General features: G+C 67.7%; 22 protein-coding genes and 1 pseudogene. 10 read left to right on the top strand and 13 right to left on the bottom strand.

From position 1 onward, the window contains the following. The first annotated feature begins 2 nt into the window (after positions 1-2). Entirely contained in the window at positions 3-539 is a 537-nt protein-coding gene (gene thpR, locus B215_RS0112660; protein ID WP_019370019.1) for an RNA 2',3'-cyclic phosphodiesterase, read from the top strand. Here the strand turns inward: thpR and B215_RS20085 are convergent. Beyond that, positions 521-1129, bottom strand: coding sequence for a TetR/AcrR family transcriptional regulator (locus B215_RS20085; RefSeq protein WP_236704525.1), 609 nt, complete (start codon positions 1127-1129; stop codon positions 521-523). The genes thpR and B215_RS20085 overlap by 19 nt on opposite strands. 20 nt (positions 1130-1149) lie before the next feature. Here B215_RS20085 and B215_RS0112650 point away from each other — a divergent pair, with 20 nt between their 5' ends. Next, complete coding sequence (locus B215_RS0112650; RefSeq protein WP_019370017.1) at positions 1150-1620, top strand: monooxygenase family protein; 471 nt, start codon at positions 1150-1152, stop codon at positions 1618-1620. A 15-nt stretch (positions 1621-1635) separates the two neighbouring features. Here B215_RS0112650 and B215_RS20080 read toward each other — a convergent pair whose 3' ends face one another. The 3 genes from B215_RS20080 to B215_RS0112635 all read right to left on the bottom strand — a co-directional run bounded on the left by B215_RS20080 (position 1636) and on the right by B215_RS0112635 (position 4842). Continuing rightward, the gene (locus B215_RS20080; RefSeq protein ID WP_019370016.1) at positions 1636-3039 is read right to left on the bottom strand and encodes a methyl-accepting chemotaxis protein; all 1404 of its coding nucleotides are present in this window, start codon (positions 3037-3039) and stop codon (positions 1636-1638) included. Positions 3040-3215: 176 nt separating this feature from the next. Further along, on the bottom strand, positions 3216-4343 hold the full coding sequence (locus B215_RS0112640) for a zinc-binding dehydrogenase (RefSeq protein ID WP_019370015.1): 1128 nt from the start codon (positions 4341-4343) through the stop codon (positions 3216-3218). 25 nt (positions 4344-4368) lie between these two features. After that, positions 4369-4842 (bottom strand): low molecular weight protein-tyrosine-phosphatase, encoded by a 474-nt coding sequence (locus B215_RS0112635; RefSeq protein ID WP_019370014.1) that lies wholly within the window; start codon positions 4840-4842, stop codon positions 4369-4371. Positions 4843-4922: 80 nt separating this feature from the next. On the opposite strand from B215_RS0112635, the gene B215_RS0112630 reads away from it, so the two are divergent. After that, complete coding sequence (locus B215_RS0112630; protein ID WP_019370013.1) at positions 4923-6491, top strand: spinster family MFS transporter; 1569 nt, start codon at positions 4923-4925, stop codon at positions 6489-6491. Between the two features lie 160 nt (positions 6492-6651). Here the strand turns inward: B215_RS0112630 and B215_RS0112625 are convergent, their stop codons facing one another. Beyond that, a complete protein-coding gene (locus tag B215_RS0112625; protein ID WP_026009216.1) occupies positions 6652-7185 on the bottom strand; it encodes a superoxide dismutase family protein in 534 nt (177 codons plus the stop codon). 191 nt (positions 7186-7376) lie between these two features. On the opposite strand from B215_RS0112625, the gene B215_RS0112620 reads away from it, so the two are divergent. The 5 genes from B215_RS0112620 (at position 7377) to B215_RS0112600 (ending at position 11767) form a co-directional block, all read left to right on the top strand. Beyond that, positions 7377-8039 carry a DUF4893 domain-containing protein gene (locus B215_RS0112620; RefSeq protein WP_019370011.1) on the top strand — a complete coding sequence of 221 codons (663 nt, stop codon included), beginning with the start codon at positions 7377-7379 and terminating at the stop codon, positions 8037-8039. A gap of 181 nt (positions 8040-8220) precedes the next feature. Then, complete coding sequence (locus tag B215_RS0112615; protein ID WP_019370010.1) at positions 8221-8868, top strand: hypothetical protein; 648 nt, start codon at positions 8221-8223, stop codon at positions 8866-8868. A gap of 79 nt (positions 8869-8947) precedes the next feature. Continuing rightward, positions 8948-9346 (top strand): globin domain-containing protein, encoded by a 399-nt coding sequence (locus B215_RS0112610; RefSeq protein WP_019370009.1) that lies wholly within the window; start codon positions 8948-8950, stop codon positions 9344-9346. Positions 9347-9408: 62 nt separating this feature from the next. Next, positions 9409-9636, top strand: a complete 228-nt coding sequence (locus tag B215_RS20075) for a hypothetical protein (RefSeq protein ID WP_152997899.1) — start codon at positions 9409-9411, stop codon at positions 9634-9636. Positions 9637-9667: 31 nt separating this feature from the next. Next, the gene (locus B215_RS0112600) at positions 9668-11767 is read left to right on the top strand and encodes a S9 family peptidase (RefSeq protein WP_019370007.1); all 2100 of its coding nucleotides are present in this window, start codon (positions 9668-9670) and stop codon (positions 11765-11767) included. A 108-nt stretch (positions 11768-11875) separates the two neighbouring features. On the opposite strand, the gene B215_RS0112595 is transcribed toward B215_RS0112600, so the two are convergent. After that, positions 11876-12421 carry an RES family NAD+ phosphorylase gene (locus B215_RS0112595; RefSeq protein ID WP_019370006.1) on the bottom strand — a complete coding sequence of 182 codons (546 nt, stop codon included), beginning with the start codon at positions 12419-12421 and terminating at the stop codon, positions 11876-11878. 10 nt (positions 12422-12431) lie between these two features. Further along, positions 12432-12770: an antitoxin Xre/MbcA/ParS toxin-binding domain-containing protein gene (locus tag B215_RS0112590; protein ID WP_019370005.1), complete on the bottom strand. Its 339-nt coding sequence runs from the start codon at positions 12768-12770 to the stop codon at positions 12432-12434. 172 nt (positions 12771-12942) lie between these two features. Here B215_RS0112590 and B215_RS21370 point away from each other — a divergent pair, with 172 nt between their 5' ends. Together B215_RS21370 and B215_RS20670 are read left to right on the top strand one after the other, a co-directional pair. Next, positions 12943-13389, top strand: a complete 447-nt coding sequence (locus B215_RS21370) for a hypothetical protein (protein ID WP_152997924.1) — start codon at positions 12943-12945, stop codon at positions 13387-13389. 265 nt (positions 13390-13654) lie between these two features. Continuing rightward, positions 13655-14143 (top strand): SMI1/KNR4 family protein, encoded by a 489-nt coding sequence (locus B215_RS20670; RefSeq protein ID WP_019370003.1) that lies wholly within the window; start codon positions 13655-13657, stop codon positions 14141-14143. Here B215_RS20670 and B215_RS0112570 read toward each other — a convergent pair. The 6 genes and pseudogenes from B215_RS0112570 to B215_RS20065 all read right to left on the bottom strand — a co-directional run. Further along, on the bottom strand, positions 14140-15522 hold the full coding sequence (locus B215_RS0112570; protein ID WP_019370002.1) for a helix-turn-helix domain-containing protein: 1383 nt from the start codon (positions 15520-15522) through the stop codon (positions 14140-14142). The two genes, B215_RS20670 and B215_RS0112570, sit on opposite strands and share 4 nt — an antisense overlap. A 527-nt stretch (positions 15523-16049) precedes the next feature. Further along, the gene (locus tag B215_RS0112565; RefSeq protein ID WP_082664526.1) at positions 16050-18872 is read right to left on the bottom strand and encodes a DUF3857 domain-containing transglutaminase family protein; all 2823 of its coding nucleotides are present in this window, start codon (positions 18870-18872) and stop codon (positions 16050-16052) included. Between the two features lie 75 nt (positions 18873-18947). After that, on the bottom strand, positions 18948-20870 hold the full coding sequence (uvrC, locus tag B215_RS0112560) for an excinuclease ABC subunit UvrC (RefSeq protein ID WP_019370000.1): 1923 nt from the start codon (positions 20868-20870) through the stop codon (positions 18948-18950). A gap of 57 nt (positions 20871-20927) precedes the next feature. Beyond that, positions 20928-21620: a hypothetical protein gene (locus B215_RS0112555; RefSeq protein ID WP_236704558.1), complete on the bottom strand. Its 693-nt coding sequence runs from the start codon at positions 21618-21620 to the stop codon at positions 20928-20930. 158 nt (positions 21621-21778) lie between these two features. After that, positions 21779-22651 (bottom strand): MBL fold metallo-hydrolase, encoded by an 873-nt coding sequence (locus B215_RS0112550; protein WP_019369998.1) that lies wholly within the window; start codon positions 22649-22651, stop codon positions 21779-21781. Between the two features lie 117 nt (positions 22652-22768). Next, positions 22769-23308, bottom strand: a pseudogene (locus B215_RS20065) (hypothetical protein); the annotation flags it as partial.

Here is a 23308-nt window from a genome sequence, read left to right as displayed (position 1 = left end):
CCATGCATCGTCTGTTCGTCGGCTTCCGCCCGCCCCCCGCGATTCGCGCGCAATTGCTTGCTCTGGCCGGCGGCGTGGTCGGCGCGCGTTGGCAGAGCGACGAGCAGTTGCACTGCACGCTGCGCTACATCGGCGAGGTCGATCGCGCCCTCGCCGAAGAGGTCGCCATCGCGCTCGACAATGTCCGCTTCCCGCCGTTCGAGCTGGCGATCGCAGGCGTCGGCGAGTTCGACTCCCGCGGCCGCCCCAATGCGCTCTGGGCCGGGCTGCGCCCGCACGAACAGGTCGCGCAGCTCCACCAGAAGATCGATCAGGCGCTGGTCCGCCTGGGGCTGGAGCCCGAACGCCGCGCTTATTTGCCGCATGTCACGCTGGCGCGGATGAAGGCAGTGCCGGGCGCAAACGATCGCTTCCTCCACGATCATGCCGGGCTCGCCAGCCCGCCTTTCACGGTCGACAACTTCCTCTTGTACGAAAGCCATCTCGGCGGCGAGGGATCGGTGTACGAGGCGATCGGGCGTTATCCGCTGCGCGGTTGATCGGCGGCAATTCCGTTCACCAGCAACCCCAGCGCCGCCGCGATGGGCGCGTCGGCGGCGGGCAGCTTGCCGTCCAGCGCCAGCGTCGTCAGCCCGTGCACCGTGCCCCAGGCGGCCATGGTCGCGCTCGCCGGATCGCCCGCAGCCAGCGTGGCGACGCGACGGGAAAGGATCTGGAACGCCTCGCCATAGCCTTGCGGCGGCGGCGTGTCGCATCCCGCCCCTCCGCCGAACATCAGGCGAAACAGCGCCGGCCGCCCTTGCGCGAAGTGGAAATAGGCAAGGCCCTGGGCGAGCAGCGCAGCGCGCGGGCTCTCGGCCCGATCGGCCTGCGCCAGCGCTTCGGCCAGCAGCGCGAAGCCTGCCTCGGCAACCGCGCCGAGCAGCGCCGCCTTGTCGGCAAAGTGGCGATAGGGCGCCATTGCGGAGACGCCGGTCGCCTTGGCCAGCGCACGCAGCGTCACGCCTTCGGTCCCGGCCTGATCGAGCAGCGCCATCGCCGCCTCGATCAGACGCGGCCGCAATCTGCCCTCCGTCGCCGCATTTTCCATCTTGTTTACACCGTACACATCGCTAGAACGAGTGTACATTGTAAACACGGAGAGTCGTCATGCAAGCCGCACCATCCCGCGAGACCGTCGACCTCGCCGCCTATCCCGATCTGATCGTCGTGATTCTGGGGTTCAAGCTGCGCCGCCTGCGCGCGATACCGGCGATGCTGCGGATCGGGCGCGGCCTGGCGGCGCTGCGCAAGGATCCGCCGGACGGGCTGCTGGCGGAGGATGGGATGCTGTTCGGCTGGAACCATATCGGCTTCCGCCAATATTGGCGCGACCTTCCCAGCCTGGAGGCCTTCACCCGCACCGCACCGCACAGCCTCTGGTGGCGCGATTTCCTGAAGGATCCCCAGGGCGCCGGCTTCTGGCACGAAGCCTATGGCGCGCGGGGGATCGAGGCGGTGTACGTCAACCTGCCCGGCCAGCGGCTCGGGCTCGGCATGTTCGCGCCGCCGGCGCGGCCGGTCGGCACGTTGCTGTCGACCCGCCAGCGCCTCCAGGCCCATGCCGGGCTGGAAGGCTAGCGGGGGCGGGCGCCGTCAGAACGACGCCCAGTCGCCTTCGGCCGATGCCGTCATCGCCGCGGCTGCGGCCGGTGCGGCGGTGCGAGTGCGGGGTGCCGCTGCCGGGCGCCCGATCGTCGGCCGCTTCAGCGGCAGGTTGGTCCGCGCGCCGTTGCCGCCTGCGTCGACGGTGAAGGCCTGGGCCTGGCGCTTCAGCGCTTCCACTTCGGTGCTGAGGTTGCGTGCGGCGGCAGAGGTCTGCTCCACCATCGCGGCGTTCTGCTGGGTCGCCTGATCCATCACCGTCATTGCGGTGCTGATCTCGCCGACCGACGAGGCCTGGGCCTGGTTGGCCGTTGCCATGCTGCCGAGCAGGTCGTGCACCTCGCGCACATCGCCCGCGATCGCGGCAAAGGCCTCGTCGACGCGCTGCACCATGCCCACCGCGGCGGTCACGTCGGTCTGGGTGGCGGTCAGCTGCTCGCGGGCGCGGCCGGCTTCTTCCTCGGCGCGCATCGCCAGGGCGGAGACGAGATCGGCGACCACCGCAAAGCCGCGGCCCGCCTCACCTGCACGGCCCGCCTCCACGGCGGCGTTCATCGCCAGAACGCGAGTCTGGAAGGCGATCTTGTCGAGGCCTTCGATCACGTCGTCGATGCCCTTGGCGCTTTCGGAGACGCGGCTCATCGCCGACACCGCCTGGTCCGCCACGCTGCGCCCGGCCTCCACCGATCCGATTGCGCCGTCGGCGCGCGCCACCGTCTCGGTCGCGCTGGACGCGGTCGAGCGCAGCCGCTGGTCCATCTCGCCGATCGACGCGACGGTTTCTTCCAGGCTTGCCGCCGCGCTTTCGGTGCGGCGCGAAAGGTCTTCGGAGGCGCTGGCGATCTCCGCCGCGCCGGTGCTGATCGTCTCGGCCGACATCGACACCGAACGCACCAGGTCGCGCAGCGCCGCCAGCGCTTCGTTGAAATTGGTCTTGAGCTGGGCATTGGCGCCCGGGAAGTCGACGGTCACGTCGGCGGTCAGGTCGCCCGCCGCCAGCCGCTGCAGCGACGCGCCGAGCACGCGCACCACATCGGCCTGCTGCTCGGCGGCTTCCTTCTGCGCCACGGCGGCGTCGCGGAAGATCAGCATCCCGCGCGAGATGCGGCCCACGCAATCCTCATAATCGGTATGCGCGATCGGCGAGGCGAGATCGCCCGCCGCCAGCCCTTCCATCCGCACGACCGTCGCCACATAGGGGTCGCACACCGCGCGGCGGAAATTGACCGCGAGGTAGAAAGCAAAGCCGATCACCGCGGCGGCCACCGCCAGCAGGGCCATCGTCGGCAGCACGACGGCGCTCACCGTCAGCAGCACCATCAGGCCGATCATCCAAGCAAACGCCACCTTCATCTTCTGCCGAATGGGTAGCTTCACTTCGAATGATTGGAACATGGTGCGCTTCCTTGCCTTGCGATCCGCTGCGAGGCTCTATCGCGCGGCAGTGTGCCTCGCCTGACCCTCTCTCACGCATTGTAGGCGAGTTTTTCGCAAAACGGCGCGATCGACACATGACGGAAACAATACGTACCTTTGTGCAGGTGCTCTTGACACGCGCCGCCTGCCCCCGATCAGCCTTTTCCGGGATCGATCAAGAACTTCTCGCCCGTCGCCTTGCGCTCATAGGCACGCAGCACCTCCGGCTTCAGCGCCTCGGCCAGGCCGATCGTGCGCGTATAGCGACTCGCGAAGGTCGTGGTCAGTTCGGCCAGCACACGGCGGCGCATCGCACCCACCGTCTCGCCGCCGGCGCGCTGCAGGAACGGCATCAGCAGCCAGCCCGAAACGCTCCACTGGAAGCCGAACGCCAGCCGGTTGAGCGTGGTCGGCGCCAGGTCCAGCGCGCCATAGATATAGAGCTGCTTGAACTGGTCCGATCCGTAGCGGCTATATTCCGCCATCGCGCGCACCGCCGCCGCTTCCATCGCCTGCAGGATATCGCTGCCCAGCGTGCCGCCGCCGATCGCATCGAACGCGATTGTCGCACCGGTTTCCGCCACCGCATCGGTCAGCCGCGCGCGGAAATCCTCGTCCTTGCTGTTCAGCACATGGGTGGCGCCGATGCCGCGCAGGATCGCCGCCTGCTCCTCGGATCGCACGATGTTCACCAGCGGGATGCCATCCGCCAGGCACAGCTTCTGCAGCATCTGCCCAAGGTTGGAGGCAGCGGCGGTGTGCACGATCGCCTTGTGCCCCTCGCGCCTGGCGGTCTCGACAAAGCCCAGCGCGGTCATCGGATTGACGAACAGCGCCGCGCCGTCGGCTGCGCTCGCGCCTTCGGGCAGCGGCGTCACCTCGCGCGCCTTCAGCGTGCGAAAATCGGCGAACATCGCGCCGCCCGCCATGCCCACGCGCTTGCCGAGCAGGCCCTGCGCATCGGCTCCTGCCGCGACGACGGTGCCGGCGCCCTCGTTGCCCACCGCCAGCGATTGGCCCAGCCGCGCCTTCATGCTGCCCAGCCGGCCCTTCGGCACCTCGAACACCAGCACGGGGGCCTCGGCGGTGCCTTCTTCGCGCAGCGTGTCGACCTGCGCCGGCCCTAGCAGCAGGCCAAGGTCGCTCGGGTTGATCGGCGCCGCCTCCACGCGCACCACCACCGAATCCGCAGCAGGCTCGCCATGCGTCACCTGCTCCAGCGACAGTCGCAGCGTGCCGTCCTCGGTCAGGGTCGAGCGTAGTTCGCGTCCGGTAAATGCCATGTCTGCCTCTCCTTGGATGTTGCCTTCAGCGGCGTTCAACGAGTTCGCGCACCAGCATGTCCGCCGCGGTGCGCACTTCGTCCCAGGTTCGGTCGAACCCGTCGGGTCCGCCATAATAGGGGTCGTCCACCGCCCGTCCCTGCCACCCCGGCACCACGTCGAGCAGCAGCCGCAGCCGTGCGGCGCCGCCGCCGGCCGGCGCGATGCGGCGCAGATCGGCCAGGTTCTGCGGGTCCAGCGCCAGGATATGGTCGAACCGCTCGAAATCGGCGCGCGTCACCTGCCGGGCACGCAGGCTGCCAATGTCGATGCCGTGCCGCGCCGCCACCGCGATCGATCGCCGGTCCGGCGGGTTGCCGACATGCCAGTCGCCGGTGCCCGCCGAATCGGCGATCGCGTCCACTCCCGCCGCCTCGGCCGCCGCGCGAAACGCCGCCTCGGCCAGCGGCGAGCGACAGATATTGCCCAGGCAGACGAACAGGAATGCCGGTTTGCGCATCGGGAAAATGATCCTTTCGTAAAATGGGTACGCTCTGCTAGCCTGATCGGCAATGGCGAGCATGCGCCGAAGGAGAGGGTATGGCCGGCAATAACTCCGCACCGGATTCGGTCCAGGCGCGTCCCTATGCCTGGTATGTGCTGTCCCTGCTGCTGCTGGTCTACATCCTGAATTTCGTCGATCGCCAGATCGTCGCGATCCTCGCGGACGATATCAAGCGCGACCTCGGTCTCAGCGATCAGGATATCGGCTTTCTCTACGGCACCGCCTTCGGCGTCTTCTACGCGCTGTTCGGCATCCCGCTCGGCCGCCTGGCGGACAACTGGCATCGGGTGCGGCTGATGACTGCGGGGCTCGCGCTCTGGTCCAGCATGACGGCGCTGTCCGGCTTTGCTCGCAGCGGGCTCACGCTCGCGCTCGCCCGCATCGGTGTCGGTATCGGCGAAGCCAGCGCCGGCCCAGCCGCCTATTCGCTGATCTCCGATTGGTTTCCCCGGCGGTTGCGCGCCACTGCGCTCGCGCTCTACTCTTCCGGCATCTATCTCGGCGGCGGCTGTTCGCTGCTCATCGGCGCCACGATTGTCCAGCGCTGGAACCTCGCCTATCCCGGCGGCGGGCCGCTGGGGCTGGTGGGATGGCAGGCGGCGTTCCTTGCGGTCGGCTTGCCGGGGCTGCTCGCCGCCGCCTGGACCTTCACCCTGCGCGAGCCGCCGCGCGGCCTGTCCGAAGGCATCTCCACCCCCGCCCATCCCGCGCCCTTCCGGGCGTTTTTCGAAGAGCTGGTCACGATCGTCCCGCCCTTCACGCTGATCGGCGCGGCGCGGCTGGGGTCCCGCGCGCTCGCCCGCAACCTCGCGGTGCTGGCGCTGGTCGCCGGGCTGGTCGCGCTGCTCGTCGCGCTGGGCGAACCCCCTGCCCAGTGGATCGCGATCGGCATCGGCGTCTATGCCGTTTATAGCTGGGGAGTGGCGCTCAAGCGGCGCGATCCGCCCACCTATGCGCTGATCCTCGGCACGCCGGCCTTTCTCTGCGTGGTGCTGGCCTATGGCCTCAACACCTTCCTCGCCTATGCGATGGCCGCCTTCGCCCCCAGTTTCGTGCGGCGCAGCTTCGCCATCCCGCCCGAACAGCTGGGCGAAGTCGGCTTCTGGATCGGCGCGCCGGCGGCGCTCGCCGGGTTCCTCGGCGTCACCCTTGCCGGCCGCGTCGCGGATCATCTGCGCACGCGCAGCCCCGTCGGGCGGTTGCATGTCATCCTGTTCGGCTGCCTCGCACCGCTGCTGCCGATGGCGCTGGCCTTCACCGCGCGCACGCCCACCATGGCCTATGCCATGCTGCCGCTGGCGCAGTTCCTGATCTGCGGTGCGCTCGGCGCGGCGGCGGCGACCACCCAGGATCTGGTGCTGCCTCGCATGCGCGGCACCGCTACCGCCGCCTTCTTCATCGGCACCACGCTGATCGGGCTGGCGCTCGGCCCCTATCTGGCGGGCCGGATCTCAACGCTCACCGGCGATCTCGGCACCGGCGTGCTGTCGCTGTTCGCCAGCGTGCCGCTCGCGCTCGCGGCGATCTTCGCGGCCTATCGCCTGCTGCCCGCCGCCGAGAGCTCGAAGCTCGCCCGGGCCAGCGCCGCCGGCGAGGCGCTGTAGCAGCGTTCGGGCTTGCCCAGGGCGGGCAACGGCGAGCGCCCAGGGCGGACCTGCATCGTCATCCGCGCGCAGTCGATTGGTTCCCGCCGCGGGAAGGACGGGGAGGTCTTGCACCGCCTCCCACGGGGAGCGGGAGAGGCGCTACCCTCTCCCCAGCCGCTCACATCGCCTGGAATACGCCGCAGGCGATCCGCCCGCCGCTGTTGCCGGACGGATCGGTCTTGTAATCATCCTCGCCCGCATGGACGACCAGCGATGCGCCATCCTCGTCCAGCAGGCCGGCGAAGGTGCCGCCTTCCAGCATGAAGCGGCCATTGCCGCTGCCCTTCTCGTCCACCTTCAGGTTGGGCATGTCGCCGCTGTGCGGCCCCATCGGGTTTTCCTTGCCATGCTGCTTGGCGGTGGCGTTCCAATGGCCGCCTGCGCTGGTGAAATCGGGGGCGGTGCACTTGCCGACGGTGTGCACATGTACGCCGTGCGGCCCCGGCGCCACGCCGCGCACGTCCACCAGCACGCGGATCGATCCGTCGATTTCCTCGGCAACCGCGGTGCCGACGATCTTGCCGCCGGCATCGCGCAGCTCGGCCTGGGCGCGGTGTTGGCCCGCCATGTAGCGCTCGTTCTGCGCCTTGGTGACGCACCCGGTAAGCGCCAGCATCGCCAGCCCTCCCGCCGCCAGAATCCGTCCCGTCATCAACCTACTCCCACCTGTACCATCCCCCCGGTAATGGCCGCTTGCTCGCTCGGTTCCAAGGGGCAATGCCACGCTCATCGCGGATGGGGGACGGTTTGCCGCAGCGTTTACTTTTCGTTAAGACTCTTCAACGACCGTGCTCGCTCGACAAGCGCCGCGCGGCGCTGCGGTTTCATCAGGGGAAATCAAACATGTACCGGCTCGCCGTTGCGATGCTTGCCTTGCCCGTGCTCGCTGCCTGCCAGCCTGCCAGCCCGGCGGTCACCCTTGTCGTCCCTCATGTCGACGTGCCGCCTGCCCCGCCGCTGTGGCGCACCCGCATCGCCGATAGCGACATCCCGCGGCTGGAAGCGCTGCCGGGCGATTGGCGCCGGCTCTACACCGGCCTGCGCGCGCCGATCCGGGTGAAGACCGGCGCGGTCCTCGATCCGGAGGCAGGCCAGCCGCACCCGGCGCTGCCGCCCGGTTCCTATCGCTGCCGCACGCTGCGCCTGCGTCCGTCCGCACGCGGCGGTGCGCTCGTCCAGCCGACGCCCAGCGGCTTCTGCTTCATTTCGCCCGCCGGCGAAGCGGCGGAAGACGCGCCGCTCGGCCTCGCCAAGCAGACCGGCACCGATATCGTCGCGGGCTATGTCTTCCCCGATGGCAAGCGCGCGGTGTTCCTGGGCGCTCGCCAGCGCAAGGCGGGCGCGAACGATATCGGCTATGGCAGCGCGGGGGCGCGCGACGTGGTCGGGCTGGTCGAACGCTTCGGTCCGTTCCGTTGGCGGCTGGCGGTTCCGGGCGAGCGTCCGGGCAGCGTCGACCTGTACGAACTCACCCCGGTTCCGGCCGAAGGCCAGCCCAAGGGCTGAACCGCCACCCGCGTTCATCGCAGCGACAGAAACCGTTGCCGCACTGCAACAGGTAGGTGAAAAGGTTTGCCGCGACGCAACCTTCGCCACCAGCCCGGCATTGGACCCGACATCCCCGCCCGCCGCTGACGCTCGGCCAGGTGCAGGGATATTCGGTTTAATAGCGTACGAGGTTCTCCCAATGCGTAACATCATCGCCGTCGCGGCACTCAGTGCCGCGCTGCCCCTCGCCGTCCCCGCTTTCGCGCAGGACAGCACCTATGGCGCAGGTTCGGCCGGCACCGCCACCACCACGTCCGCACAGGCCGATAGCGGCACCACCACCGCGCCCGACGGCACCCGTGCGTTCGGCATCGAGCCGTATGTCGGTATCCTCGGCGGCTGGGAACGCTTCGATCGCCAGGAAAATGCCGGCATTCCGGTGCAGCCGAACGGCTATCGCTATGATGGCTCGCTGGTGCAGGGCGTGGTCGGCGTGAACGTGCCGCTCGGCCCGGTGTTCGTCGGCGCCGAAGGCAATGTCGCCAAGGGCATCGATGGCGACATCGATTGGGAATATGGCGCTGCCGGTCGCGTCGGCCTGCGCGCCGGTGAAAGCGGCCTGATCTACGGCAAGGTCGGCTATCAGTGGGTCAATTTCGATCGTCTCGGCAATGACAGCCGCGATTATCACGCGATGACCTATGGTCTGGGCGTCGAAGTCGGCCCGAAGGATATCGGCCTGGGCGGCATCACCGGCAACAGCGGCGTCCGCCTGCGTGTCGAGATGAACACGTTCAACGACGCGAAGAGCTTCCGCCCGATGGCGGGTGTGATCGCTCACTTCTGATCGGGCATGCCGGGGTGCCTGGCGCCCCGGTTGACCTGGATCAACGCCGCATGCCGCCCTTGCCGCTAGCAGGGGCGGCATGTCGGTTTCTCCCACCCCCTATGATCGCCTCGGCGGCGCCGAAGCGCTCTGCGCGATCGTCGATCGCTTCTATGATCTGGTCGAAACCGATTCCGCCTATGCCGCGCTGAAGGCGATGCACGGCGACGATTTCGGTCCCGTCCGCCAGTCGCTCGCCCGGTTCCTGATCGCCTGGAGCGGCGGTCCGCGCGACTGGTTCACCAGCCGGCCGGGCATGTGCATCATGTCGTTCCACCGCGCCCTGCCCGTCACGTCCGAAACCGCCGCGCAATGGGCGCACGCGATGGATCGTGCCATCGCCGCCGATCCCGGCCTCGATCCCGACGCCGCCCGGCTCGTCGCCGATGCGCTCGATCGCATGTGCCGCGCCATGGCCGCGCAGGCCCGCGCCGCCTGATCGTCTCCATTTCGGAGGCATCTCGCGCCGGAACGGAGCAGCGATGGGCTATGCCGCGCGGCGTGTCCCGCCAACCCGCCCCGCCCGCTTCCGATGGCCGCCCTGCCGGTGCGCCGCCGGTCGACTATGTCTGCGAACATTGCGGCGGGGCGGAAGTGACGCGCGACGCCTGGGCCGAATGGAACCGGTCCGATCAGCGCTGGCAGCTGACCACGCTGTTCGATTTCGCCTTCTGCCACCTCTGCCACCGCCCCACCCGCCTGGTCGCGCAGCCGCGGCGCAAGGGATGACGAAACGCCCGCGGCTTCCTACAACGATGCGATGAGCGAACATCCCAAGCCCCCCGTCGCCGCCACTCGGCCGCACAGCGTCACCCACCACGGCATCACCATCGAAGATCCCTGGGCCTGGCTGCGCGACCCCGGCTATCCCGACGTGCAGGACAAGGACGTGCTCGCCTATCTCGAGGCCGAGAATGCCTATTTCGACGCGATCATGGCCCCCCACAAGGCGCTCTCCGAAACGCTGTTCCAGGAGATGCGCGGCCGCATCAAGGAAGACGAATCCACCGTCCCCCAGAAGGACGGCGACTGGCTCTACTGGACCGATTACGAAACCGGCGGCGAATATCCGCGCTGGTGGCGCAAGCCCGTCGCCGGCGGCCCCGACGAGCTGATCCTCGACGAACCCGCGCTCGCCGCGGGCAAGGAATATTTCCGCGTCGGCGCAGTGAGCATCAGCGAGGACGGCACGCTGATGGCCTATTCGACCGACGACAACGGCTCCGAACGCTACACCATCCGCTTCAAGGACCTGGGCACCGGCACGACGCCGGACGAGACCATCCCCGGCGCCGCCGGCCGCTGGGGCAATGTCGCGATCGAAGGCTCGATCGGCAATCTCGTCTTCACCTCCGGCGGCGACGCGCTGCTCTACGGCCTCACCGACGAGCATTGGCGCACCCGCACGATCAAGCTCCACCGCCTCGGCACCGATCCGGCGCAGGACGTGGTCGTCTATCACGAGGAGGAACTCGGCTTCTCGGTCGGCGTCGAGACGAGCAGCGACCGCAAGTGGATCCTGCTCACCACCAGCGACCATGAGACCAGCGAGATCCGTCTCCTCCCCGCGCACGATCCGCTGGGGCAGGCGATCCTCGTCGCCCCACGCAAGACCGGCCGCGAGTACGACGTCGACACGCACGGCGACACGCTGTTCATCCACACCAACGATACCGACACCAACTGGCGCCTCGTCACCGCGCCGATCGCGGCGCCCGGCGAATGGACCGAGCGCATCGCCCCCTCGCGCCATTTCTACATGACCGGGGTGGCCTGTTTCGCCGATTTCTTCGTGGTCGAGGGCCGCGAGGACGGGCTCGACCAGATCGAGCTGCACCGCTACGACGCGAGCGTGCCCCCGACGCGCCTGCAATTCCCCGAGGCGAGCTATGTCGCGGGCCTGGGCGACAACCCCGAATACGCCGTCACCAAGCTGCGGCTCGGCTATGAATCGATGGTCACCCCCGGCACCGTCCAGGATTACGACGTCGCCACCGGCGCCCTGGAGACGCTCAAGGTTCAGGAAATCCCCAGCGGCTATGACAAAGCCAAGTATCGCACCGAGCGCCTGACCATCACCGCGCGCGACGGCACCGCCGTCCCCGTCTCGATCGTTATGCCCGTTGACTTCCCGCGCGACGGCACCGGCAAGCTCTATCTCTATGCGTACGGCGCCTATGGCCACGCCATCCCGCCGGGCTTCTCGACCAGCCGCGTGTCGTTCCTCGATCGCGGCATGGCCTTCGCCATCGCCCATATCCGCGGCGGCGACGATCTCGGCCAGCACTGGTATCACGAGGGCAAGCTGGAAAAGCGCACCAACACGTTCAATGATCTCGTCGACGTGGCCAAGGGGCTGATCTCCCTCGGCTATACCGCGCCGGGCCAGATCGCCATCGCCGGCCGATCGGCGGGCGGCGAACTGATGGGCGCGGTGGTCAATTCCGATCCCGCGCTATGGGGCGCCGTGATCGCCGACGTGCCCTTCGTCGACGTGCTCAACACCATGCTCGACGAAAGCCTACCGCTCACCCCCGGCGAGTGGCCCGAATGGGGCAACCCGATCGAGGACAAGGCGGCGTTCGAGCTGATCCGCAGCTACAGCCCGTACGACAATGTGAAGGCGCAAGCCTATCCGCCGATGCTGATCTCGGGCGGCCTCAACGACCCGCGCGTGACCTATTGGGAGCCCGCCAAATGGGCCGCCCGCCTGCGCGCGACCAAGACCGACGACAATATCCTGCTGCTCAAGACCAATATGGGCGCCGGCCATGGCGGCAAGTCCGGGCGGTGGGAGAGTTTGCGCGAATATGCCGACGAGATGGCGTTCGTGCTTTGGCAGTTGGGGGTGGAAGCCTAAACTCCCTCACCCTTCCGCGGCTTCGCCGGACCTTAACCCCTCTCCCCTTGGGAGAGGGAGGGGCCCATCGCGCCAGCGATGGGAGGGTGAGGGTGACAGACGCCCCCCCTACCGTCGAACCCGCTCCCGCCAAGCCCCCCAATCCAGCGCCTCGCTGTCCACCACCCGCAACGCATCCGCCGCAATCCGGTCCGAAAACAGCACCAAATTGTGGCAGTCCCACCGCGCACTCGGCGCCAATATCCCGTCAAAGCCCAAAAACTGCGCCGCGTCGCCAATCTCCTGACACCGCGCATAGGACAACGTCGGATAACTCTCGCGCGAGATCCCCAGCGCCTCCAGCGCCGCCAGATCGGCGATCCGCAAGGTCCGCTGCGTCTGCACCGCCACCCGGTGCAACACCGATCGCATCTTGGAGGGAAACACCGGCTGCCGGCTCAGATGGAAATGAATCTCCGCCAGCGCGCCGTCACGCGCCAGCGATGCATAGAGCACATCGAACGTCCCCGGATCCCAGCGCGCGCCGGCGGCATAGCCTTGCAACACATCGCGCTCCGCTCGCACGATCCGCCACACCTCACCCTCGAACGCGACGCCGTCATGCGCATCCAGCAGATCAAGCAACGCCAGATCGCGCGCCACGCGCTCGGTCATGCGGCAGTCCTTACAGGAACGCGCCGGCGTCGAGCCGTTCGATCACCGCCAGCACCTCCTCGGTACGATCGGCGTTGATCAGGTCGATCGCGCGCGCATTGCCGAGCAGCGGATGTCGCGCATGCAACCACAGCCGCGCTTCCTCGGCCGAATAAAAGTCCGACAGCCGATCCACGACATAGCGAAGGTCGGCAATCACCGTCTGGGTATGCAGCCCCGGCGTCCCACCCCCGCGCAGCCAGCGCGAAACGGTGGCGGTGGAGACATCGACGATATTGGCAATGTCCTTCCCCTGCAGACCGCCATAGGTCTTCAGATCCCCGAGAATGCGCGCAACGGCAGTGGACATGGGTTTGGACTCCTGCGGGGAAGTGTGCATTTTGATTTCATGGGAGTCAATGTGTGAAATCCAAATGCGCCACGTGAAGCCTTGAGCGCGACCCTTCGAAAGTGGGAAAGCTACCACTCAATCCCGGAAAATCGTCGATGCCCCAAAGAACCTTCAAGCATGATCTCGCAATATGAGTAAGGTGGCATCCCCCATATTACTGATAACCTTGCTGGCGCATGGATCGTCGCCAATCAGAAATTTAGCTGAAGAACATCAGATTGCCTGCAAAAACAATATGAAGGTCATCGTTCACGATAAAGCGCTGTGGCAGGAATATCGCGCACGTTCCGAAGTTGAGCATCAACGGAAGATGCACCAGCCCCACCCAATAAAATCGTACACGCTGTACACTTCACTCGAAAAATTCGAAGTAAAATATGGTCATGAAAGAATCAGAAATCGCGCGGATGTAGCTGAAAATGACATCATTCGAGACGATCTATTTTTAATGAAGGATAGTGTCGTCGCCGCTCAGATCGTGGACTTCATTGCCATAACCAGATCCTTGAACGGCTTAACAGGGTTCACATGCCTACCACTCTACAAAGAGTTGATAGTCGGCGAGGAGAATAGATAGGCAACCTGCATCAGCCTTGATCCCATCTGCGTCGCACATCCTTGTTGATGGTCCAGCTAACCGAGGAATCAGACGCCATACCTCCCCTCAATCCCCCCGCGAACCCAAACACGGTCACCCTGCGCTCCCACTCGCTCCCCGCCGCCGCGCGTCCGGTCGGGGCCGCCGCAGCCTCGGGCAGCGATGTTGGCGCGGACCGAACGCTACACGATTTTAAGGATCTGTCTGACAAAACTGTCAAGGGCAGCATCACGGGGAGCGGATCATGATCACCGACAACGACGTTTTCAGGAGCCACGGCGCCGTCCCACGGTCGTCATTGGACGCATTCGAGCGTCAATTCGGAATATGCCTCCCAGAAAGCTATAAAAGCCTCATTGCCCGATATAACTGGCTTCAACCGCATAAAAATATTTTTGATTTTGTGGAGGCGAATGGGAAACCGAACGACCTCGACATATCCTTTTATGGCTTCGATTCACAAACTTACCCAGGGTCAAAAACCATCGCTTACTATCAGCCTCCCGATGAAGCCACGCCCGACGACATCATCATATTTGGCTATTGCGGCAATGGTGACTCCGTATTCTTCGATTACCGGCCAGACAAATCCAGTACGAACCCGCCTGTCGGGCTCATGTATCACGATGACTTTCGCGACATTTCCCCGGGCATCTGGGAGAGAACAACCATCAGACTTGCACACGATTTCGACAGCTTCATGTCGATTCTACGAGAGGATAGCGACAATTAATCCCCCGCAAACCCAAATGCCGTAACCCCGCGCTCCCGCTCGTTCCCCGCCGCTGCCCGCCCGGCAGGCGCCGCCGATCGCTGCGGGCAGGCCAGCCGCGTACACGCCCGGCACCCCAGACCGATCGGCGCGGCGCGGCCGGCCAGGTCCACCCCGCGCGCCGCCGCCAGCGTGCCCGCCTCCGCCGCCGGCAGGCCCAGCGCGATCACGAAGCGCGGGCGCACCCCGCCGGGAGCGCCGCCATGCGGATGCACGCAGCGCGCGATGGTGAAGGCGCGCGCGCCGTCCTCCAGCTCGACGAGCTGCACCGCCGTCTCGTCGGTCCGCGCAAAGGCGTCATAGGCGTTCCACAAGGGGCACGGCACCGCCGCCTCGACCAGCGCCGATCCGCTGGCGCCGGCATAGCGTTTCGAGACCTGCCCCGCGCGATCGAACCGCATCAGGAAGAAGCTCAGGCCCCGCGCGCCCACCCGCTGCAGCGTCGTCAGCCGGTGCGCCACCTGCGCGGCGCTCGCGCCGAAGCGCCGCTGGAGCAGCTCCAGGTCATAGCCGCTCGCCTCGCACGCGCGCAGGAAGCGGGCATAGGGCATCGTCACCGCGGCGGCGAAATAGGCGGTGAGGTGGCGGCGGAACAGCCGCGCGGCCACCCGGTCGAGCTCGGCGCCGCGGACCAGCGCCTCGATCTCGTCGCGCGCCTCCACCGCCAGCTGCTCGGCCAGCGCAAAGGCGCGGGCACTTGGATCGAGCGCCTCGGATAGCTGCAATTGGCGCGCATGGAGGTCGAGCCGCTTGAGCGTATCGACCATCACCTCGGCGGGCAGGATGCGCACCGCCAGTTGATGTTTCACCCGCAGCCGCTCGGCCATCGCGCCGTATGGCTCGCCGGCCATGCGCAGTTCGTCGGCCAGCGCCTCGCCGGCGGCGTCGAGATCGGCGAAATGGTTGCGCCAGCGCTCGATCGCGCGGCGGACCTGGGGGCCGGGATCCTGCGCGGCGCCGGGGGCGGGCATGGCGCTGCCGCCGCCCATCCGGTCATAGGCGCGGGCAAAGGCCTCGGCGCCGTCGGGCGCGCCGGCCAGCCATTCCTCGAGCTGGTGGCGATCGATGGCGAGATCGGCGAACAGCGGGTCGGCCAGCCGCCGCCGCAGCGCCTCGGCGCCGCCGCCGGGCTCGGCCGCGGCGAGGCGGCGGGGATCGAAGTCATAGGTCTCGGCCAGCTTGAGCATCAGCGCGGCGGAGATCGGCCGCTGGTTGCGCTCGACCAGGTTGAGATAGCTGGGCGAAATCTCCAGCGCCCCCGCCATCGCCGCCTGGCTCACCCCCAGCTGGAAGCGCAGCCGCCGGATGGCGTGCCCTGCAAAGAGTTTGCGTTCGGCCATGGCGTATGTCGCGCTCCTTCTACATTCCTCCCCCAGCTTCGCTGGGGGAGGGGGACCATTCGCGCAGCGAGTGGTGGAGGGGCCGTGCCGCAGGCGCGGTGGTCCCGATCCAACCCACGCCCGCACTGCCGCTGGCGCGGCGCGGCCCCCTCCCCCTTCCGGGGAGCATTCCCCCGCTTTCCTACAGCGCTTGTTCCTGCTATGTTCCACTTCTGGCGTTGGAAGCAGCATTTGTAAACAACTTTACACGACCACACACAGGAGGCGCAACAGAACCGGCAATCCCCCCGCACAAAGCCGCGAAAAACCGTCGCGGACCTAAACTTCCTAAACTTGGCAGCACAATTCCGGCGATATTGTCCACGACTTCACAACCATCCGCGACGCTCCAGCGCCGCTAAACGCGATTCGCTCCCGGCCTCGGGCCGCGGCGTCGCTGCTCCGGGAGGGTGGGCACGCAAGGCGTCGCCCCGGTGCGCGGCCGGGGGGACAGGTAGCGACATCGGCTTGGTCGTTGGTCGTGTCGTTTAGGGCTTGATGCCGTAGCGGTTGAACTGATCGGCGATCAGCGGATCGATGGTGCGCGCGGCGGAAAGATACAGGTCGGCGGTGGCGGATTTCATCCGCTTGCCGATCACGCCGCGCAGATACAGGCTGCTCGACTGTTCGGGGCTGGCGAGCAGCGCGGCGTCCAGGTCGGTCAGCGCGTCGGCGAAGCGGTTCATGCGGAAATACACCATGGCCCGGCTGTCCAGGATGCCGGCATTGTCCTGGGTCAGTTCGATGCCCTTGGTGCAATCCTTCAGCGCCGCTTCCAGCGCGACGTTGCGGGTGCCGCGGATCCAGCAGCGCTCGTTGAGCAGTTCCGCGTTGCCGGGCGCGGCGACGATGGCTTCGTCGAGCACGGCCAGCGCCGCGTCGACCTTGCCGCTGTCGTCCAGCAGGTCGGCCAGCGTCGTCTGCCAGCCGGGCTTTTCGTCGCCGCCCTGGGCGATCCGCTCGTCGATCAGCGCGCGGCCCTCGTCCAGCGCGCCTTGCCGGGCCTTCAGCTTGGCGACCAGGGCGATGGCCTGGGACTGGTTGGGGTCCAGCGCCAGCGCGGCGTCAGCATCGGCGAGCGCCTTGTCGTCCTGGCCCAGCCGGCGGAAGGCGCCGGCGCGGCGGGCGAGCAGATCGGCGGAGGGCGCCAGTTCGATCGCCTTGTCCAGATCGGCGAGCGCGCCGGCATAGTCGTAGATCCGCTCCAGGAACCAGGCGCGGTTGGTGTAGGAATCGGCATCGTCGGGGTCGGCGGCGATGGCCTTGGCGTAATCGGCCAGGATCGGCGCCAGCCGGTTGGCGGCGCGGGCGGCCTGCACCGCCTGCCAGCGCGGCGGCTGGTCGGGCGGCGCGACGAGCTTGAGCGGGTTGGCCTTCACCCGCGCCACTTCGGCGCGGACGGCGGCGATCCGGTCGGCGGGCACTTCGTCCACCCCGGCGGTGCGGCGATCGTCGAGCGTCAGCACGCCGTCGGCCAGCGCGGCGCTGCGGCCGAGGCGGAGGTTGGCGAGCGTGGCGGGCAGCGTCTGCAGGCCCTCGACGGCATAGCCCTTGCCGTTGTCGGGCAGGCGGATGCGCTTCACCACCCGCACGTCGGCGAAGCCGCCGCGGGCGACGGGGATCGCCTTCCATGCCGCCCGGGCGCGGTTGGGGGAGAAGTCGAGGTTGGTGCTGGTCCAGTCGAGCGGCAGGCGCTGGCGGCCGCGGTCCAGGCCCCAGTCGGGATAGGTGATGCCGCTGGCGGTGATCGTCACCGTGCCGGCCTTGGCGTCCTCCTCCAGCGCCCGGTCGAAGCTGCTGTTGGCGCCGAGCACGCTGTTGATCTGCGGGGTGACGAGCTCCTTCAGCTTCTCGCCGTCGATCTGCCCGCGCACGCCGCGCAGCTGCTCGGCCAGGCTGCCCGAATAGGTGGCGCGGAAGGTAAAGCGGGCCGGGAAGTCGATGCCGGCCGTGTTGTCCAGCGTGACGGCGATGTCCTGTGCCGGGCGTGCCGGCGGGCGGAGCGCCATCGGCTCCAGCGTCGCCCCCTCTGGCCGCAGCGGCAGGGCGGTGACGAAGGGCGGCACGTCGTCCAGGTCGGCCAGCCGGCTGCCGCCCTGGGTGCCGTCCAGCCACAGCGTCTTGCCGTCGATGGTGGCGCGGACGATGACATGGTCGAACGCCGCCGGCGAAGGCAGGCGTGCCTGGACCAGGTCGCTCATCTGCACGCTCACCACCGCCGGCTCGGCCTGGATGCCCATCTGGCGCAGCATGGCGAGCAGCAGCAGCGTCTTGGCCTTGCAGTCGCCATAGCGCAGCGACCAGGTGTCCGCCGGCTTCTGCGGCACGTAGTTGCCGGTGTCCATGCCGCGGAACAGGTAGCGCACCTGGTCCTGCACCAGCTGCAGCGCCATCGCTGCTCGCACCCGGGCATCGCCGCTCGCCGCGACGATCCGGGCGACTTCGCCGGCCAGCGGGCTGCCGGGGGCGATCGCGCCCTCGGTGACGTAATAGCGAGCCATGCCCTTGGACACCGCTGCCCAATCGGCATAGGTGCTCGCTTCCAGCAGCGGCATCGGCTTGAACCGCGGCGGCGCGTCCTCGGGCACTTCGGGCGGCTTGGCGGTCGGCAGCGCGAAGACGAGCTCGCGGTACCCGCCGGGCAGGGTCGTCGGCGCAACGGGGGCCGCCCCCGCGCCGCTCGCCACCGCGCCGGCGGCGTAGCTGCGCCACTGCAGCGGCACGTCGTCCTTCCACAGCAGCCGTGTCCGGCCGAACCCCAGCTTGGCCGGCGGCGGCAGGAGCTGGGCGATGGTCACCATCTGCCCTGCCAGCGTCGGATCCTTGCGGGTGATCGAAAACGCCACGTCCACCACGTCGCCGACGCGCAGTCCCTCCAGCGCCACCGTCGCGGTCAGCGTGCCGTCGAGTGCGAACTGCTCCAGCTTCTGTTCCCGCTGCAGCACCGTGAAGCGCGCGCCCTTGGTCAGCAGGTCGATCCGCTCGCCGCCGCGAAGGATCTGCATCTTGTGGATGATCAGGTCACCCTTGCTGGGATCCCACTGCAGCGGCAGCGTGCCGGCCTGGGTCAGCATCTGCGGCGACGCCATGCGCATGGCGGTTTCCAGATAGGTCCAGACCTGGCCGCCCTCCAGCCGATGCTGCTGGTCGAACACCTGCATCACCGGCGCATTGTCGCCCAGCTTCGCGGCGTCGATGGCCGGCGCGGGCGCCACCCATGCGGGCGCCGCCTGGTACAGAACCTTGTCCCCCGCCTGCGCCTCTCCCGCTGCAACAACCCCGGCAACCACCCACGCACAACGCCGCAACATGCAATTCCCCCACAACTCCGCCGCAAGAGTAGCAAGTCGTTACGCCGGCTCAATCGAAATTCAACGGCGGCCGGGCTAGCGCGAGTGGTAGAAGTCGTACACCTGCTGCGCCACCGCAGCGGATACACCAGGCGCCTTCTGCAGATCCACCAGGCTCGCGTTGCGCACCGCCCGCGCCGTGCCGAAATGCATCAGCAGCGCCTTCTTCCGCGCCGGGCCGATGCCGGGCACTTCGTCGAGCGGGCTCGCGCCGATCGCCTTCGCGCGCTTGTCGCGATGCGCGCCGATGACGAAGCGGTGGACCTCGTCGCGCAGCCGCTGGAGGTAGAACAAGAGCGGCGCGTTGACCGGCAGCATCCGCTCGCTGCCGTCCATCAGGTGAAACACCTCGCGCCCGTCGCGGCCATGGTGCGGCCCCTTGGCGACGCCTACCATGCAGACATCCTCGATGCCCAAATCCTCGAGCACCGCCTTGGCGGCATTGAGCTGGCCGCGGCCGCCGTCGAGCAGCACCAGGTCCGGCCAGTCGCCCTGGCTGCGATCGGGGTCCTCATCCTGCGCGCGGGCGAAGCGGCGGCTGAGCACCTCGCGCATCATCCCGTAATCGTCGCCGGCGATCGTCTCGGGGCGCTTGATGTTGAACTTGCGATACTGGCTCTTGCGGAAGCCCTCGGGCCCCGCGACGATCATCGCGCCCACCGCATTGGTGCCTTGGATATGGCTGTTGTCGTAGACCTCGATGCGGTTGGGCGGCTCGGGCAGGTCGAACAGGTCGGCCATTTCGCGGAGCAGCCGCGCCTGGGTCGTGCTTTCGGCCAACCGGCGGTCCAACGCTTCCTCGGCATTGCGCTTGGCCTGGTCGAGCAGCCGCCGCCGTGCACCGCGCTGGGGCATGGAAAGCGCGACCTTGTGCCCGGCGCGCTCGCCCATCGCCTCGGCCAGCAGTTCGGCCTCGGGCAGGTCGCGGTCGACGAAGACGTTCCGTGCGGGGGGCACTTCCTCGTAGAACTGCATCAGGAAGGCGGCGAGCACCTCGTCCTCGGGCACCTCTTGGGTATGCGTCGGGAAAAAGCTGCGATGGCCCCAATTCTGGCCGCCGCGGATGAAGAACGCTTCGATGCCGATCACCCCGGACTTACACGCCAGCGCGAAGATGTCGGCATCTCCCACACCCTCGGCGTTGATCGCCTGGCTGCCCTGAATGAAGGTGAGCGCCTTCAGCCGATCGCGCAGGATCGCCGCCAGTTCGAAGTCGAGATTCTCTGCCGCCGCCTGCATCTGCTCGCCCAGCTTAGCCTGAACCTTGGTCGACTTGCCCTGCAGGAAGTCGCGCGCGTCGCTGACGAGTTCGGCATAGCCCGCCTCGTCGATCCGGCCGACGCAGGGCGCCGAGCAGCGGCGGATCTGGTAGAGCAGGCACGGCCGGTCGCGGCTGGCGAAAAAGCCGTCGGTGCAGCTGCGCAGCAGGAACAGCTTCTGCAGCGCGTTCAGCGTCTTGCGCACCTGGCCGGCGCCGGCGAACGGCCCGAAATAGTCACCTTTGAACCGTCGCGCACCGCGATGGAGCTGGACGCGCGCAAAGTCGTGATCCTGCCGCAGCAGGATGAACGGGAACGATTTATCGTCGCGCAGGAGGACGTTGTAGGGTGGCCGGTAGCGCTTGATCAACTGCGCCTCGAGCAGCAGCGCCTCGGCCTCGTTGTTGGTTGTGACGATCGTCATCGATCGCGTTTGCGCCACCATGCGCTGCAGCCGCTTCGACAGCCGGTTGACCTGCGTATAATTAGTCACTCGGTTCTTCAGCGCGCGGGCCTTGCCGACATAGAGCACGTCGCCGCGCGCATCCTGCATGCGATAGACCCCCGGACGAATGGGCAGCGTGCTCAGCACGTTACGGATCGCGGCGACACCCGCCTCGATGTCGGGTGCCTCGGCGCCGCGCACCGCGTACGTCGCCTTTTCCTCGTTGAACCGCTCGGGAGACTGGGGATCGTTCATCCCCGCCGATGTAGGCGCGCAGCCCCCGGCTTGCCAACCAAGCCGATGCGATGCGGCTCAGCCCAGCGGCGGAAAGGCGAGCGGCGCCACGCTGGCACCTGGCGAGCCCGCCGTCGCCGCCGCATACAAGGCAGAGCCGATCGGCGACCAGGTGACGCAATCGATCACCAGCTCCACGCCCAGCATCACACCCACGCCGAGCAGCCAGGCAGGATGCACCCGCCCGCTGCGCCGCGCGTCCCAGATCGCACCCGCCAGCGGGAAGAGCAGCGTCGCCGCGAACACCACGTGATAGGCCCACGGAATCAGCGGTGGGATGCCGATCAGCCGCCCCCAGCCCGGTCCGGTCAGCAACGCCATGCCGCAGGTCTGCAGCCGCCAGTGCCAATCGGTGCGCTTGCGGTTGCGCACCGCCAGCAGCACCAGCAGCGCCGAACCCAGGATCGCCATCGGATCGAAGGCCAGGAAATGCTGCGGCTGGAACATCGGCGGCACTCGCCCCGCCCGCACCATTCGCACGGTGACGGCGGTACCCAGCACGATCATCGACACGAGCCAGAACGGCGCGATCCAGCCCAGCCGCCGATGCAGTCCGTTCGATCCCAGCAAGGCGGTGGACGATTGAAGAAGGTAAAACGCCACCCACCCCATGAAAACGATCGCATGAAGATGCACGATCGGTGGCGCGCTGAAGCTGGAAAAGCCCATCGCGATCGCCGCACTGAATCCCAAGACAATCGTCGCCGTCATCGCGACGGCAAGAACAAACGCCTGACGTGCTTCGCCGACAAACCGCGGCGCGCTTTGTGCAATCGTGCCCATCTCATCCCCCCCGGGAAGTTGATGGCGTCAGTCTAGCTCGATTTTAAGAAAAGGACTACCGGTTTCGGCGAGGCGATCTTGCGCCGCTACGCCGCAAGGCCCCAGACATCTCCGATCGAGACGACGCGCCCGCGCGTTTCCAGATCGAGCAGGTGCGCAAGCACCGAACGGCCCGCCGCGCCGTGGAGCCGCGGATCCAGGCCGACATACATCCGCTCCACCATGTCCGGCACATCGCCGATCCCCTGCGCCAGCAGCCGAAGGATCTGGCCCTCGCGCTGCCTGCGATGTCCGGCAAGGCCGCGTACGAAACGGTGCGGGTTCTCGATTGGATCGCCATGCGCCGGATAGTAAACGCGGTCCTGCGCACGCCCCATCAGCCGATCCAGGCTGGCCATATAGGCGGCCATGTTGCCGTCCGGCGGCGCGACCACCGTCGTCGACCAGCCCATCACATGATCGCCGGTGAACAGCGCGCCGCTTTCCTCCAGCGCGAAACAGAGATGGTTCGATGTATGCCCCGGCGTCGCCACCGCGGTCAGCGTCCAGCCCTTGCCGGACAGCTGCTCGCCATCGGCCAGCACGCGGTCGGGCGCATAGCCGGTGTCGAACGCGGCATCGGCGCGCGGCCCGCCATCGTCCAGCGCCAGGGGCGCGCATCCGATGATCGGCGCCCCCGTCGCGGCCTTCAGCGCAGGCGCGGCCGGGCTGTGATCACGGTGCGTGTGGGTGCACAGGATCGCCCGCACCGGCCGCCCGTCCACCGCCGCCAGCAGCGCGGAGAGATGGTCGGCATCGTCGGGGCCGGGATCGATCACCGCCACATCGGCGGTGCCGACCAGATAGGTCTGGGTGCCGGTGCTGGTATAGGGCGAGGGATTGCCGGCGAGCACCCGCGTCACCAGCGGTTCGAGCGCGATCGCGAGGCCGGTGGGCGCGGTTTCGGTCATGCCCCGCATTTGGGCATTCCACGCCGAAGGGCAAGGCAATCGGAGCGGGACCGGCCCCGAAGGAGGTGGGCCGGCCCCGCCGAGAACGTCGCCGCGGGGCAAAAATGCGGCGACGCGCTACGCGTGTCAGTCGTCGCTGCTGTCCTTGGCGTTGTCCCGCAGTTCGGCGAGCGCCTGGTCGATCTCCGACAGCGCCTCGGCCCGTTGCGCATCGCTCAGATTCTGCTGCGCTTCGATGGTGCGGCGGGCATGCTGCAGGCTCATCAGCGCGCTGTGCATCGCCATATCCTTGTTCAGCGATGCCATTTTCTGCGCATGCACCGTCATGGAAGCGATGCGGTCGCTGCAGATGATGGTGACTTTCTTGGTGCCTTCGGTGCGGTGCTCGACGGTGGAGCCATCGCCCTTGCCGCACTTGCCGTCGCGGATCTCGGGGATGCGCATCCGCAGCTCTGCCATGTCGGGAAGGTTGACTTCCCGCCGCTGGCCGTCGCGCTGAACATAGATGATCTTCTTGATCTGCTTGCCGTCCCTGGTCTCGCTGATGCGATAGACCTGGCGATGCCCCTCTGCCGCCGGAGGGGCGGGTGGCGCGGGCGGGGCGGGCATTGCCGGCCCGGCTGGGGCCGCCGGCGCATCGGGCGCGGCCGGCGCGCCGCGCGGTGC

The sequence above is a fragment of the Sphingomonas sp. ATCC 31555 genome, from assembly GCF_000282895.1.
Lineage (GTDB): Bacteria > Pseudomonadota > Alphaproteobacteria > Sphingomonadales > Sphingomonadaceae > Sphingomonas.
Note: the sequence above shows the minus strand (reverse complement) of the source record. Positions and strands in the feature narration are given on the sequence as shown.

Bases quoted from the DNA above. Each gene is read 5' to 3' on its own strand.
- B215_RS0112595 (WP_019370006.1), bottom strand. From the start codon at position 12,421: ATGACCGAGCGCGTGGCGCGCGATCTGGCGTTGCTTGATCTGCTGGAT.
- thpR (WP_019370019.1), top strand. From the start codon at position 3: ATGCATCGTCTGTTCGTCGGCTTCCGCCCGCCCCCCGCGATTCGCGCG.
- B215_RS0112570 (WP_019370002.1), bottom strand. From the start codon at position 15,522: ATGGCCGAACGCAAACTCTTTGCAGGGCACGCCATCCGGCGGCTGCGC.
- B215_RS20085 (WP_236704525.1), bottom strand. From the start codon at position 1,129: ATGTACACTCGTTCTAGCGATGTGTACGGTGTAAACAAGATGGAAAAT.
- B215_RS0112565 (WP_082664526.1), bottom strand. From the start codon at position 18,872: ATGTTGCGGCGTTGTGCGTGGGTGGTTGCCGGGGTTGTTGCAGCGGGA.
- B215_RS21370 (WP_152997924.1), top strand. From the start codon at position 12,943: ATGAGTAAGGTGGCATCCCCCATATTACTGATAACCTTGCTGGCGCAT.
- B215_RS0112635 (WP_019370014.1), bottom strand. From the start codon at position 4,842: ATGCGCAAACCGGCATTCCTGTTCGTCTGCCTGGGCAATATCTGTCGC.
- uvrC (WP_019370000.1), bottom strand. From the start codon at position 20,870: ATGAACGATCCCCAGTCTCCCGAGCGGTTCAACGAGGAAAAGGCGACG.
- B215_RS0112610 (WP_019370009.1), top strand. From the start codon at position 8,948: ATGTCGGTTTCTCCCACCCCCTATGATCGCCTCGGCGGCGCCGAAGCG.
- B215_RS0112615 (WP_019370010.1), top strand. From the start codon at position 8,221: ATGCGTAACATCATCGCCGTCGCGGCACTCAGTGCCGCGCTGCCCCTC.
- B215_RS0112590 (WP_019370005.1), bottom strand. From the start codon at position 12,770: ATGTCCACTGCCGTTGCGCGCATTCTCGGGGATCTGAAGACCTATGGC.
- B215_RS0112630 (WP_019370013.1), top strand. From the start codon at position 4,923: ATGGCCGGCAATAACTCCGCACCGGATTCGGTCCAGGCGCGTCCCTAT.
- B215_RS0112555 (WP_236704558.1), bottom strand. From the start codon at position 21,620: ATGACGGCGACGATTGTCTTGGGATTCAGTGCGGCGATCGCGATGGGC.
- B215_RS0112600 (WP_019370007.1), top strand. From the start codon at position 9,668: ATGAGCGAACATCCCAAGCCCCCCGTCGCCGCCACTCGGCCGCACAGC.
- B215_RS20670 (WP_019370003.1), top strand. From the start codon at position 13,655: ATGATCACCGACAACGACGTTTTCAGGAGCCACGGCGCCGTCCCACGG.
- B215_RS0112640 (WP_019370015.1), bottom strand. From the start codon at position 4,343: ATGGCATTTACCGGACGCGAACTACGCTCGACCCTGACCGAGGACGGC.
- B215_RS0112620 (WP_019370011.1), top strand. From the start codon at position 7,377: ATGTACCGGCTCGCCGTTGCGATGCTTGCCTTGCCCGTGCTCGCTGCC.
- B215_RS0112550 (WP_019369998.1), bottom strand. From the start codon at position 22,651: ATGCGGGGCATGACCGAAACCGCGCCCACCGGCCTCGCGATCGCGCTC.
- B215_RS0112625 (WP_026009216.1), bottom strand. From the start codon at position 7,185: ATGACGGGACGGATTCTGGCGGCGGGAGGGCTGGCGATGCTGGCGCTT.
- B215_RS20080 (WP_019370016.1), bottom strand. From the start codon at position 3,039: ATGTTCCAATCATTCGAAGTGAAGCTACCCATTCGGCAGAAGATGAAG.
- B215_RS0112650 (WP_019370017.1), top strand. From the start codon at position 1,150: ATGCAAGCCGCACCATCCCGCGAGACCGTCGACCTCGCCGCCTATCCC.